Source organism: Spongiimicrobium sp. 3-5 (genome assembly GCF_046557915.1).
Lineage (GTDB): Bacteria > Bacteroidota > Bacteroidia > Flavobacteriales > Flavobacteriaceae > JBHEBG01.
The window spans coordinates 110,946-122,802 of record NZ_JBHEBG010000006.1 but is presented as its reverse complement, the minus strand read 5'-3'; the positions used below and the strand labels follow the sequence as shown (position 1 = coordinate 122,802).

At 38.7% G+C, this 11,857-nt stretch carries 16 protein-coding genes; 11 read left to right on the top strand and 5 right to left on the bottom strand.

Annotated features, from left to right (window positions below; all coding sequences use genetic code 11):
* Window positions 1-45 precede the first annotated feature (45 nt).
* The gene (locus ACEQ81_RS17545; RefSeq protein WP_411032232.1) at window positions 46-1,365 is read left to right on the top strand and encodes an RHS repeat domain-containing protein; all 1,320 of its coding nucleotides are present in this window, start codon (window positions 46-48) and stop codon (window positions 1,363-1,365) included.
* Window positions 1,349-1,957 carry a hypothetical protein gene (locus tag ACEQ81_RS17540; RefSeq protein WP_411032231.1) on the top strand — a complete coding sequence of 203 codons (609 nt, stop codon included), beginning with the start codon at window positions 1,349-1,351 and terminating at the stop codon, window positions 1,955-1,957. The genes ACEQ81_RS17545 and ACEQ81_RS17540 overlap by 17 nt, the downstream gene beginning before the upstream one ends.
* Before the next feature lie 8 nt (window positions 1,958-1,965).
* Here ACEQ81_RS17540 and ACEQ81_RS17535 read toward each other — a convergent pair whose 3' ends face one another.
* Entirely contained in the window at window positions 1,966-2,409 is a 444-nt protein-coding gene (locus ACEQ81_RS17535; RefSeq protein ID WP_411032230.1) for a hypothetical protein, read from the bottom strand.
* The gene (locus ACEQ81_RS17530; protein ID WP_411032229.1) at window positions 2,409-2,735 is read right to left on the bottom strand and encodes a helix-turn-helix domain-containing protein; all 327 of its coding nucleotides are present in this window, start codon (window positions 2,733-2,735) and stop codon (window positions 2,409-2,411) included. Before ACEQ81_RS17530 ends, ACEQ81_RS17535 begins: the two co-directional genes overlap by 1 nt.
* A 58-nt stretch (window positions 2,736-2,793) precedes the next feature.
* Here ACEQ81_RS17530 and ACEQ81_RS17525 point away from each other — a divergent pair, with 58 nt between their 5' ends.
* The 9 genes from ACEQ81_RS17525 to ACEQ81_RS17485 all read left to right on the top strand — a co-directional run bounded on the left by ACEQ81_RS17525 (window position 2,794) and on the right by ACEQ81_RS17485 (window position 9,534).
* Window positions 2,794-4,008, top strand: a complete 1,215-nt coding sequence (locus tag ACEQ81_RS17525; protein ID WP_411032228.1) for an RHS repeat-associated core domain-containing protein — start codon at window positions 2,794-2,796, stop codon at window positions 4,006-4,008.
* A 3-nt stretch (window positions 4,009-4,011) separates the two neighbouring features.
* Entirely contained in the window at window positions 4,012-4,437 is a 426-nt protein-coding gene (locus tag ACEQ81_RS17520) for a hypothetical protein (protein ID WP_411032227.1), read from the top strand.
* Between the two features lie 315 nt (window positions 4,438-4,752).
* The gene (locus ACEQ81_RS17515) at window positions 4,753-5,475 is read left to right on the top strand and encodes a hypothetical protein (protein WP_411032226.1); all 723 of its coding nucleotides are present in this window, start codon (window positions 4,753-4,755) and stop codon (window positions 5,473-5,475) included.
* A complete protein-coding gene (locus ACEQ81_RS17510) occupies window positions 5,472-5,867 on the top strand; it encodes a hypothetical protein (RefSeq protein WP_411032225.1) in 396 nt (131 codons plus the stop codon). The genes ACEQ81_RS17515 and ACEQ81_RS17510 overlap by 4 nt, the downstream gene beginning before the upstream one ends.
* An 11-nt stretch (window positions 5,868-5,878) precedes the next feature.
* Entirely contained in the window at window positions 5,879-6,346 is a 468-nt protein-coding gene (locus ACEQ81_RS17505) for a hypothetical protein (protein ID WP_411032224.1), read from the top strand.
* The gene (locus tag ACEQ81_RS17500; RefSeq protein ID WP_411032223.1) at window positions 6,343-7,614 is read left to right on the top strand and encodes a hypothetical protein; all 1,272 of its coding nucleotides are present in this window, start codon (window positions 6,343-6,345) and stop codon (window positions 7,612-7,614) included. Before ACEQ81_RS17505 ends, ACEQ81_RS17500 begins: the two co-directional genes overlap by 4 nt.
* The gene (locus ACEQ81_RS17495; RefSeq protein WP_411032222.1) at window positions 7,602-7,937 is read left to right on the top strand and encodes a hypothetical protein; all 336 of its coding nucleotides are present in this window, start codon (window positions 7,602-7,604) and stop codon (window positions 7,935-7,937) included. Before ACEQ81_RS17500 ends, ACEQ81_RS17495 begins: the two co-directional genes overlap by 13 nt.
* A complete protein-coding gene (locus tag ACEQ81_RS17490; RefSeq protein WP_411032221.1) occupies window positions 7,927-8,397 on the top strand; it encodes a hypothetical protein in 471 nt (156 codons plus the stop codon). The genes ACEQ81_RS17495 and ACEQ81_RS17490 overlap by 11 nt, the downstream gene beginning before the upstream one ends.
* 3 nt (window positions 8,398-8,400) lie before the next feature.
* Window positions 8,401-9,534: a type II secretion system F family protein gene (locus ACEQ81_RS17485; RefSeq protein ID WP_411032220.1), complete on the top strand. Its 1,134-nt coding sequence runs from the start codon at window positions 8,401-8,403 to the stop codon at window positions 9,532-9,534.
* Window positions 9,535-9,589: 55 nt separating this feature from the next.
* On the opposite strand, the gene ACEQ81_RS17480 is transcribed toward ACEQ81_RS17485, so the two are convergent.
* From ACEQ81_RS17480 to ACEQ81_RS17470, 3 genes are all read right to left on the bottom strand, one after another.
* Complete coding sequence (locus ACEQ81_RS17480) at window positions 9,590-10,003, bottom strand: GNAT family N-acetyltransferase (protein WP_411032219.1); 414 nt, start codon at window positions 10,001-10,003, stop codon at window positions 9,590-9,592.
* 84 nt (window positions 10,004-10,087) lie between these two features.
* Window positions 10,088-11,242, bottom strand: a complete 1,155-nt coding sequence (locus tag ACEQ81_RS17475) for a phosphatidylserine decarboxylase (RefSeq protein WP_411032218.1) — start codon at window positions 11,240-11,242, stop codon at window positions 10,088-10,090.
* A gap of 35 nt (window positions 11,243-11,277) precedes the next feature.
* Window positions 11,278-11,853, bottom strand: coding sequence for a DinB family protein (locus ACEQ81_RS17470; protein WP_411032217.1), 576 nt, complete (start codon window positions 11,851-11,853; stop codon window positions 11,278-11,280).
* Window positions 11,854-11,857 lie beyond the last annotated feature (4 nt).

The window sequence follows — 11,857 nt, the reverse complement described above, 5'->3', positions numbered from 1 at the left end:
TTAACAATTTTAGCGGCCTATTAGGTCAAAAAACGGTGCCGCAACTTGGTTTTTTACATAGAGTACGACGATAACGGAAATCTAATATCCGATGCCAATAAAGGTATTACGAGGATAACATACAATCACTTAAATCTACCAACAAAGGTTACCATAGCAACTAGCGAACATAATGGGGATATCCAATATATTTACAGCGCCGACGGTACAAAACTGAAAAAGATAGTAAGTACAGGGGTAAATACCGAGTATGCCGGTAATTATGTCTACGAGAACAGTTCATTGAAATTCTTTAACCAGGCAGAAGGCTATGTAGAGCCCAATGGTAGCAACTGGGACTATGTGTACCAGTACAAGGACCATTTAGGGAACATAAGACTGTCCTACTCAGATACCGATTTGAACGGGGCTATCGACCCTAATAATGAAATCTTACAAGAGCGAAATTTCTATCCCTTCGGTCTCGAACATCGTGGATATAATAATGTAATTAGAGGTACAGAGAATAATTTCCAGACGTTCCAGGGACAAGAAATTCATAAGGAATTAGGGTTGAACGTTGTTGAATTTAAATGGAGAACTCACGACCCAGCAATTGGAAGATTTTGGCAAATAGACCCTTTAGCAGAAGACTATATGTACAATAGTCCATATAATTTTGCTGAAAATAGAGTTATTGATGGTATTGAACTTGAAGGTTTAGAACATCTTTCACACACGGTTTACTCTGTCCATAAGGATAGTAAAGGAAACTATAATCAAACATATGATAGAACTGCTAATCAACGTAACGTAGGTAGTTGGTCTGGAACAAAATCCCAAAATGTTTACAATGTTTATGATGGCAAAGGAAATGTTACAGCTATTTATTCTGGCGATAACTCTCAAAGAGATATGAATAAAGCAGGGATAACAATATCGTCAGTCAAAGGTAGAGATGTTAGCGCAAGTGATATTATTGAGGGAGCAAAAAATAATAAGGAGTTCCAAAAAGCAGGAGAAACTTTAGAAAATGTAGGTACGGCAGCAGGTATGGTTTTATCTGCGGGCAGTATGGGTGGAGCATCTCTTTTAGTAAGAGGAGTTCTCGGTGCGGATGTTGTTTTGGGAGCTGATGATTTAACCGCAGGTGCAACGGAAAATGGAAAAACGGTTATGGAAAATACAATTGGAACAAGTGCTACATCTACAATAAAGGCTGTCGTAAATACAGCAACTGCAACAACTGGTGGATTTGATGCGGTTGGTAGCTATAAAACTGGTCAAAAAGTTAATGCGGCTACTGATGCGGCAGGAGTGGTTATTGATGCAAATTCTGCAAAAAGTAATGCTCAAAAAGCAATCAAAGATGATGAAAGACAATAAAATAAAATTTTTAAAAAATGGATGGCTTTTGTTTAAGCTGTCCGTTTTTTTTACTGTTCTTACAGGCTGTAAAACCTATGCCCAAATTGAAAATTCAAATGAAGATGCTATTGATAATATTAAGAGCACAGCAAGTAAAAATTTCATAGAAAAAAATCTTGTTGGTTATTGGGAATTTGAAAAACTAACGACATCCTCTAATGAAACAATTAGTGAAAGGGAATTAAAAATAGACACTTTAAAAATGGTCGAAAAAGTGTCAAGACCTGATGTGGTTTTCTATAAGAACAATCACTATGAGGTAATCTCAAATGAAAACAATGTTTTAAAAGAGAAAGGCACTTGGTCGTATGATGAAAACGAAAAAATACTGAAATTTGTTTTTGATGAACCACAATATAGTGTTCCGATTGATAAAATATCCCCTGAATTGTTAAAGCAATTCACAGAAAATGGTTCACTAATTAAACTAACTGAAAATTATTGGGAAATACATCGCATAACTGCTGATAAGCTATCTATTATAGAACATTTACCTCACAATGAGTTTGAACTAAAATATGATTTAAGAGTTTATAAAAAAAGAGAATAAGCCAAACATTAGTTTCCAGACAAAAGCTTTACATCAACGCCATTTTCTTTCATTTTTTGTACAAAGCTGTCAAAATCCTCTTGTGTATCTTTAATAAAATGAAAGTGGTGTTTTCTCTCTCTACCCTTTTCTAAAAAAAATATTTTCATTGAAGGAAACGCTTGATAGCCTTGTCTTTCCTGCTTTATCTCTATCTTTTTTATGTCTTCTATTTGGTAAATATATTTTGAGCTAAAAGGTCTTAAAGTATATAACCTAATCAAAGCTTTTTCTTGTAATACAAAAATTGGTATTAATATATTGGAGATTAAGAATATACCAACAATACCAATTAATAAAATAAAAACAAAGTGCAACAATCCCCAAAAAATATAGAGAAGTATAGCAAGTATTACTAATATAGATATGAATACTTGTTTTAAAGGGTATTTAGTACGATAAATCTCTTCCATTATATATATGCCTTTTTGGCCTTGAGGTCCCGTATCAGAGCATCGATGACCATAAAGATTTTGTCCTTCTCTTCACTACTTAGCTTGGAGACTTCCTCGACCCTTTTAAGAACATTGGTATCAAGCTCCAACGTTGTTTTGCCCACCAGAAAATCAATGGAGACATTGAGCGCATCGGCAATCTTCATGATTACCTGAATAGAGGGGGTCATAATATCACGTTCATAACGTCTTCTAATATCATCGGAAGCACCCGCATTTTCCAGATCGTTCTGAGAAAGCTTTTTGCGCATAGGTGGTGTGGTAACATATCCTCCTTCTGTCATAAACTACAAAATCATTATTTATTATACCAAATGTAAGTAAAAGATAATATTTTGCTTCTTGGTTGAAAAAACTATTCAATATATTTACGATGCCACGGGCATAAAGCAAAAGAAGATGGTGAGCACTGGGGCAAATACCGAGTATGCCGGCAATTATGTGTACGAGAACAGCTCTTTGCAGTTCTTCAGGCACCCTGAGGGCTATGTAGAGCCCAATGGTAGCAACTGGGACTATGTTTATCAATATACCGACCATTTGGGCAATATACGACTTAGCTACTCCGATGGTAACACTGACGGTAGTATTACAACTTCCGAAATACGGGAAGAAAACAACTACTATCCATTTGGGCTAAAGCATCAAGGTTATAATAATGTTGTAACATCAACAAATCCTGCACAGAATTACAAATACAATGGTAAAGAGTTAAATGAAGAACTTGGATTAAATTGGCATGATTATGGAGCAAGAAACTATCAGGCAGACTTAGGTCGTTGGATGAATGTAGATAATCACGCAGATAGTTATTTTGATTACTCACCATATAGCTACGTAATTAATAATCCTATAAACGCTGTTGACCCTGATGGGAATGATATCTATATATTAACTTGGTTTTCTACGGATAAAAACGGAGGAGAAACTGGACACGCTGGAATAGCTATAGATAATTACAAAACTCAAAACAAAAAGGATGCGAATGGTAATGATGTGTTAGATGCAAATGGGAATATTGTGACGGAACAGGTGGCAGATGGCACATTTACTTACTATGATTTATGGCCTAATGACCCTGTTGGTAATACAGAAATGCAAGACGACGTAAAAGCGGATTATTCCAAAGGCATTCAAATTGGAGGTTTAAGCGATTTGATGAATACAGACCCGACAACAAAAAGGAGCGGAAATGTTTCTGCAGAGGGTCGTTCGGCGGATGGGGTTGTTCAAATTTCAACATCATTTACACAGGATGAAGCTGCTAAAAAAGTTGCAAAAGCAGATATGAACAACAACACAAAATATAATGCTTGTGAAAATAATTGTTCAACATTTACGCAAAGAGTCGCAAATGCAGCCTTGGGCAATATAATTAATGCTAATCAAAGAATAAAGCCTGGGTTTGTTTTAAGAGCTTTAGGATATAAAGCAACCGACGTAGTAGCACCAAATAATCTATATAATGAAGCTTTAAAGGTTAAGGGAGCTACCAATATAAAAGGTCCTAAAAGTGTGACTGCAAAACCATATTTAGAATATTTTGGAAAAAATTAGCATATGAAATATTTATTAATAATTTTTATTACTATTTTGACTTTAGGTTGTAAAAGACAAACCAATATGACCAAAGAAAGCCCGTTAATATCTGTTATAAAGTTACAAGCAGCAGAATCTATAATGAATTTAGATGAAGCTGAAAAGTATATAGATGTTGAAAAGGTATTTGAAAAATATCCTGATTCAAATAATCCAAGAGAAGAATGGAAAGAAATGCTAACATTTCTGTACAACATTGGTAACACGAAGAAGTTTACAAATCAATTTAAATATTATAATTACACAGTAGTTGAGGAAATAGGTGAGTCAACAGCAACAGTTAATTTTATAGCTCTTAATACAGATGCCAACATTAAAGAAATTGTTTATACATTGGTAATAGTCAATGACATGTGGAAAGTAGTAGGAATTGATTATAGAAGCTAAAAAAGGCTACGCCCCCCCCCGCTAGCGCGAGCATCTTTCTGCTCGTGCGGTCCAGAGTAAGCGATAACGATTAGAAATATAAATAAGCAAAAAGCCACTCGTCGATGTCTCCCTTAGAACTTGCCTCCAGCAGAGGCAGGCAGGTTATAACAATAAAAGCAGTGTTACCCCAAAACTGGCAATACTATGTCGCCTAAAACTTTAAATCCCAAATGATAACACACCTTACGCCACTGGGGTTCAATTCACTTTTTCCAGTTCTATATATAACATTTGTAGGATAAATGCGTTATCTTTGGTAAGAATCTTATCTATATGAAACCTACATTACTAGTTTTGCCATTGGCAATGCTCTTGCTTTGCTGTTCCCCCACAAAAAAAATTACAACTACCAACACGGTTATCCCAGACATTGGAGAAATAGGAAAATTGGACATTACCCTGTTCCATAAAGATTTTCTGCCGGTAGGGAAACCCAGCCTCATTAAACCCATTACCCTAGCCGCAAGGCAAATACCGTTTACCAAATCGCAGTTTAAGGCCTACGCGCAACTAAAGCAGGGCGGAGGGGAAGAGGTACCCCTGCAATATATAGATTCCATACTCAATAAACCCAAATACATTTCCCTGGAAATCTCGGATAGAATCGGGTTACAGCAGCAGCTGAACGGAGAAGTAAACAGTGGCGCGCGCGAGTATCTGGTACAAGACGAAAGCTACGGTATGGTAACCAAGGTATCGCTACGTACCAAACCGTCTTATTGGGAAACAATCCTAGCATCGGATGAGGTGTACCTCTCACAAACTTCCACAGGTACCCATACCCTAGAAATACATCAAAACAATACTATTCATTTTATACCCTTTTCAGAGCTCGAAATTTTTGAATACACTACCGCTAGTTTCTGCTGGGGTTTAAACAAGTACGGCAAAGAAATTATAAAGGCGATTCCAACCACAGGGGAAGCCTGTCCCCACAATACCGAAAAGAAAGCCTATAAACTTAATGAGAACAAATCTTACCTACGATTTAAATGAAAAAACATATTAAAATAGCATACTGCCTATTTTTTATGGGCGTATGCTTTAGCTGTGAAGATGTTTTGGAAGTGCCCGACATTTCTAACCAACGCGTAGAATTGTTGGCACCCAGTGATGGTAGTACCGTTAGGGATAGTATTGTAAATTTTACCTGGAACGGGGTAGCGGAAGCCAATGCCTACCTAATCCAAGTTGCTACTCCCAGTTTTGAGAACGCCGCACAAATAGTGTTGGATAGCGTTGTTGTTCTAGATACCACCTTTTTGGGCACCAAAGCCACCCGTATTTTACCCAATAGCAGCTATGAGTGGCGAGTAAAGGCGCAGAACAGCGATTTTGAGACACCATTTTCAGTCACTTCCTTTGCTGTAGAGGCACCATCCAACTAAAACATTTCTTGGTGAAGAAAAATAAAAAGACATATTTGCTATTGGCCGCTGTACTCATTATATGGGGTATAATTGGTTTTAAAGTAGTAAACGCCATTAACCCTAGCGCGAAGAACGATTTTAATACCGGTCTTACCACTAAATTTGAACCCAAAACAATGAAAGCCAAGGATACCTTTAGCATCCTTGCAGATTACCGAGACCCCTTTTTGGGGACGTTGCCAAAATCGCGATCAGCAAATAAAAAAGCTCCGAAAACACCAAAAAAAGCAGCGATACCAGAAATACCGATTAGTTATACAGGTTTTATTACGGAAAAGGGTTCTGGGAAGAAAATATTCTTTCTTACCATCAATGGAAACCAGCAAATGATGACCCGCGGTGAAACGGTCCAAGGGGTAAAACTTGTCCGGGGTACCAAGGGTAGCGTCCAGGTACAGCATAATGGACGCACGCGTACCATTAAACTAATGGAATGAGAGCCAATAAAAAGATAAGAGCCGGTGCCCTACAGTTTGTACTCTTTATAGGGGCCATTATAGCAGTGCTATTGATGACCTTTGTACTTATTTCCCATGTGCATACTCGCTTCAACAAAAAAGCGGATCTCACCACAGCCGTTATAAAACGGACCAATGACGGTTTTAATCCATTGCAAACAGCCGACCTTCCGGACAATACCATTTTGGGTATGGCTCCAGGGGACGAAAGTAATATAACCGTTACGACCAATACAGAATATTGGGGTGTATTTAAAAAGAGAACGGCGACCGGCATATTTAAAAAAGTGAAATTTATAAAAACCGCCTTTATCGGCAAGGCTTTTAAAGATATACCCCCAGCACTCTACATAAAAGATACAAACCGGCCTTTGGTTATTGCCGGGAAATCTAAAATTATTGGAGATGCCCATTTGCCCCAACAGGGAATTAGAATGGGAAATATTGGAGGTAATGGATACCGATATTCCAACCTGATTTTTGGTAACAAAAAGGTGAGTAGTGCCATGCTTCCCAAATTGGATGTTGCACTTTTGAAAAACATTGAAAACTGTTTGGAAAGTGTAACAAACTTAGCTGCTGATGTTGTTGAGCTAGGCCCCGGATTGATGCTGAAAAATTCGTTTGACGAAAAGACGCAATATATTTTGGGTGATATCATTGAGTTGGAAAACATGCATTTGGCGGGTAATGTAATTATCTCCGCTACCGAAAAAATTTTGGTAACCCCTACAGCAACGTTGCAAGATGTGCTTTTAATAGCTCCGGAAATTCATATAAAGGATGGGGTAAATGGCAACTTTCAGGCTATAGCTAACAATCGCATACGTGTGGGTAAAAATTGCAGACTGGCATACCCTACGGCACTGGTTGTTAAATACACGGAAAAACGTAAAAAGGAGAATAAGCACAAGGATATACCCAATATTGAAGTAGGCGCCAGATCGGATATTAGAGGTGTGCTACTGCACTTGGAGGAGACCGAGGAGCGATTGTATTCCCCACAGATAAAAATAGAAGAGAATGCCCGTATCACCGGAGAAATCTATTGTACCAAAAACCTGGAACTTAAGGGGGAAGTGATAGGCAAAGTAACCACCGAAACCTTTATTGCGCTGGAAAATGGTAGTATTTATCAGAACCACCTCTATATGGGACAAATAAATAGTACACTGCTCCCCGATACCTATGCTGGATTATCTGGGCGCGAAGCTGAAGAAGTAAACGTAATGAAATGGCTTTATTAAAACGAATATCCGCATCTACCTTAATGGAAACTTTGGTGGCCACTGTGTTGATCGTCATCGTTTTTATGATATCGAGCTTGGTGTTAAATTCATTGTTTAGCAATAGCCTAAGGCAAAATACAAATGTTATTGACCATCGCCTTAATCAATTGGAATATGAATACGCCAATGGCGCTTTGGTTTTGCCGTACTATGAGGATATGGGAAACTGGGAGATTACCGTGACCCGTGAATATTATGAATCGCAAGGTTTTCTTCGATTTGAAACCATAAATACTGCCACTCAAAAACAGATTATAAACACCATACCCGATGACCATTAAACTAAAGCGAATAAAGTCATTTACACTCAGCGAAATGATCGTAGTACTATTGATTACCACCGTAGTTGTTGGTTTGGCCTTTGCAGTTTTAAACCTGGTTCAAAAACAAATGGACGGTATAAGCGCCAACTATAACAAAACAATGGAAGTGGATCGGTTTCGGCAGTTGCTATGGATCGATTTTAATCGTTTTGATCTGGTTGTTTTTAACCATACAACCAACCACCTATCCTTTACCAATGCATTGGAAACCAAAGTATATGAGTTTTATGATGACAAGGTAGTTAAAGATTTGGATACCTTTCGTATCGGGTTAAGTGACAAGGTCTTTTACTTTGACAACACCCTAAGACCCTATGGGGAAGTTGATGCACTAAACCTAACAACAACCAAAGAATATGGTGGGCAACAGCTTTTTGTTTACAAGAAAAATGCCGCCACGGCCTACATGAACAAGTAACTTATGGGATTTAAGATAACACCTACCGTACAAAAAGAACACCATGCCGCCGAAAAGGATTGGCTGTCCAATGTCTTGGCCAGGGAAGTATCTCTTTTTAGCAAGAGTTTCGGCAATAAGAAAAAGGAGGACTTTTACATGGAACTATGTGTACTACTAAAAGCGGGCATCAATTTAAAAGAAGCTTTAGTCCTTATTCAGGAAAATCAGAAAAAGGAACAATTACGTATCCTCTTTTCGGAAATGGTAAACGCCCTGGTTGCCGGCCATAGCTTTTCGGAGGTACTACAAGACAAAAAGGAATTTACGGAATATGAATACTATTCAATAAAAATTGGGGAAGAAACCGGAACCTTACCGCGAATAACGGAAGAACTGGGAAAATTCTATTTAGGAAAGAACGAACAACGCCGTAGTTTGCTGAATGCGCTTACTTATCCTATCATTATTCTTATAACCGCCATTTTGGTGGTGGTGTTTATGTTGCGTATGGTGGTGCCCATGTTTGAGGATATCTTTAGGCAAAATAGGGTAGAATTGCCCGCAATTACCAAAATGATCATTAATGCCTCCAATTTTATACGAGACTATGGATGGGTAGTAATCTTAGGAATTGTTTTGTTGGTATTGCTTAGGGGAACCTTTTCCAATAATAAATGGTTTCAGCGAAAAAGAGATTATTTGCTTCTAAAAATGCCTTATGCGGGGAAGTTTATAAGTACTGTTTATTTGGCACAGTTTACCCAAGCCGTTTCGCTATTGACCCTATCCAAGGTACCTATGCTCAGCAGTATACAAATGGTACGGAAAATGATTGAATTTTATCCTTTGCAGGATGCCCTGGGAACCGTAGAAAAAGATATTTTAAAAGGCCAAAGCCTTAACCAGAGTATAGCCAAGCACAAGATTTTCGATAACAAAATGGTTTCCCTGGTTAAAGTGGCGGAAGAGACCAACCAGACCGAATTTATTTTTGAGCGACTTAACCAACAATACGCGTTGGAGGTACAACAAAAATCCAAGTTATTATCTACTCTTTTAGAACCGCTAATTATTGTATTGGTAGGAATCTTTGTTGGGGTAATTTTGGTGTCCATGTACCTTCCAATGTTTAAACTTAGCACCGTACTGGGTTAGTTTTTTTGTTGAGGTTTCTGCGCATCGTTAACTAAATCCTTTTGTTTTAAAGGACTTATCTGGTGATAACCTTATACATGCCCGGACCGTGATCTGGCCGTTTGCGGTACCCAAACCGATTATAGAATTCCGCTACGTCTTGTGCTGCCATTAAACCGATAAATGCATATTCGGTTACAGCATCCGACAAAAATTTTTCTACGGCATCCATGATGAGCGTTCCTACGCCCTGGCCTTTGTGCTCAGGATGGACAATAACATCCTGGATGTAAAAATAAATGGCCCCATCGCCAATTATACGACCCATGCCCACGGTTTTACCATCACAGTATACGCAAACCGAAAATAGATCCCGTGCCAAGGCCTTTTCTACACCACTATCGGTAATGGGGTGCCAGCCAGTAGTGTTTCTCAGACCCTGGTAGTCGGTTGCGGTAAGCGCATCGGTTTTTACGGTATATGTGTTCATAGGTCTGTATAAGGCTACCTAGCTTAACAATGGTTAGGCTTTCTTTTTGTTCTACATACCAAATGTATAACGATCTACCACTACTTATTTGCTTAAACTTCCTATTTTTTGACCAAGTTGTACGCTTACCCCGTTAAGCCTGCTTTTTTCAAACAATAAAAGTACCGTGGAACCTCCGTAGGCAAAATGCCCCAACTTATCGCCTTTATAAACCTCAACGGGAGAATCCACAGGAACATCTTTGAATTTTTCCTCAAAGACCACCGAACCTATGGTTTGCAATCCAATCGGAATCATGGCAATATGCCCATACGCCTTGGTATCTATGATATAATACCCGTGACGGAAATCTTGAAACACACTATAATCCTTGTTGTAGGCAATATTGCCGTTGTTTATGATATCGGGAATATCGGGCATACCAAACAATCGGTCTCCGGCATCTTGCTTTGATTCTACCATAATTCCGGATATGGGCGCATGGAAATGGTGGTAATTGGTGGGCAACAGAAAAACTGCCAATGCGGTGCCGTCAATGAATTTTTCCCGATAAGGCGAGTCTTCCAGAAGCTCGTTCAGACTTAAGGTCATGCCACCCTTGGTGGGGATTTGGGAATTGAGCTGTATATTATTGTTTATCATATTAATTACCCCATCTGCCGGTGCCACCAATACCGAATTGTCGTGGATATCTGTTATAGGCCTTGCCCCAGGCTTTAAATCTCTTGTGAAGAATTCGTTGAAAGAACGGAATCCGCCCACGGGCTCAACAAAATCGGTGTTTTTTAGATCGGGGTCCGAAAGCCAGGCTTCGACGCTTTTTGCGGAAACCGGACTATCCATATACTTTCCGCGATCCTCGGCAAAACGTAAAGACCAGCTTAATCCGGGCTCTTCCCGTATAAACTTCATACCATCGGGGTTTTTATAATACAAAAACGAAAATTCCATGATGTAGTCCAGACCATCTTTGGTGTTGGGCAAGAAATAAAACCAATCGTTCATAAAAGCATACAGATCTTCGATATTTTTATCTTTCCATGGGTTTTGTTTACCATTGGGCAAATCGTGTATATTCCGGAACATACGATCTATTGTTGCACTAAAGGCCTTATCCTTGGTATACAAGTCCTTAAGCTCTAGCACCGCTTTGCAATCGTTCTGCCCTATTAGTGTAAGTGGGGTCATACATATTGTACAAAGTACAACGGCGAGTGTTTTTAAAATTTGTTTTTTCATTTTCTATGATTTAATTAGCAAGATGCTTGTTGTATTTAAGTCCACGTAGATTTTTCTGGGGCGAGTTTAAGATTTAAATATCGTTCTTTGATAATATTGAAATGTCTTAATTCGTGCCCAGCAATATGATAGGCCAGTCCGCGTACCGTTCTTGAATTGATAATACTACCGTCTGCATCTATTCCTGTGCCATTTCTTAGGAAACTGGCCTCGGGAAGATTCTGAAAGAGGGATATGGTAGATTTTCTTACCAATTCATATTCTTCAAAAATACTATCCAAGCTTCTTTCGTTTGCCTCTGAGTAGTACGCATAATGGTTTTCATCAAAACCATGCAAGGGAGTTTTGTCTTTGCGCGCATAGCGCAGCGCCCGGTACGTAAAGATACGTTCGTCGTCAATTAGGTGCACCAAAATTTCTTTAATGGTCCATTTGTCCTTTGCGTATCTGTAATAGAGTTTTTCCTCCGGGAGTTCGTAGATAAAGGTTCTGATTTCCAAGAAGTTTCTCCAAAGATGTTCTAGAACGCGTCCGTCATCTTCCAACAGATCTAGATAGATTTTAGAGTATTCCGGGTATTCTCCCGGAATGGGTTTGTCAATGCTTCTCATGTTT

Coding starts and splice junctions, on each gene's coding strand:
- ACEQ81_RS17470 (WP_411032217.1), bottom strand. CDS start 11,853: ATGAGAAGCATTGACAAACCCATTCCGGGAGAATACCCGGAATACTCT.
- ACEQ81_RS17520 (WP_411032227.1), top strand. CDS start 4,012: ATGAAATATTTATTAATAATTTTTATTACTATTTTGACTTTAGGTTGT.
- ACEQ81_RS17515 (WP_411032226.1), top strand. CDS start 4,753: ATGAAACCTACATTACTAGTTTTGCCATTGGCAATGCTCTTGCTTTGC.
- ACEQ81_RS17495 (WP_411032222.1), top strand. CDS start 7,602: ATGGCTTTATTAAAACGAATATCCGCATCTACCTTAATGGAAACTTTG.
- ACEQ81_RS17530 (WP_411032229.1), bottom strand. CDS start 2,735: ATGACAGAAGGAGGATATGTTACCACACCACCTATGCGCAAAAAGCTT.
- ACEQ81_RS17500 (WP_411032223.1), top strand. CDS start 6,343: ATGAGAGCCAATAAAAAGATAAGAGCCGGTGCCCTACAGTTTGTACTC.
- ACEQ81_RS17510 (WP_411032225.1), top strand. CDS start 5,472: ATGAAAAAACATATTAAAATAGCATACTGCCTATTTTTTATGGGCGTA.
- ACEQ81_RS17490 (WP_411032221.1), top strand. CDS start 7,927: ATGACCATTAAACTAAAGCGAATAAAGTCATTTACACTCAGCGAAATG.
- ACEQ81_RS17475 (WP_411032218.1), bottom strand. CDS start 11,242: ATGAAAAAACAAATTTTAAAAACACTCGCCGTTGTACTTTGTACAATA.
- ACEQ81_RS17535 (WP_411032230.1), bottom strand. CDS start 2,409: ATGGAAGAGATTTATCGTACTAAATACCCTTTAAAACAAGTATTCATA.
- ACEQ81_RS17540 (WP_411032231.1), top strand. CDS start 1,349: ATGATGAAAGACAATAAAATAAAATTTTTAAAAAATGGATGGCTTTTG.
- ACEQ81_RS17485 (WP_411032220.1), top strand. CDS start 8,401: ATGGGATTTAAGATAACACCTACCGTACAAAAAGAACACCATGCCGCC.
- ACEQ81_RS17480 (WP_411032219.1), bottom strand. CDS start 10,003: ATGAACACATATACCGTAAAAACCGATGCGCTTACCGCAACCGACTAC.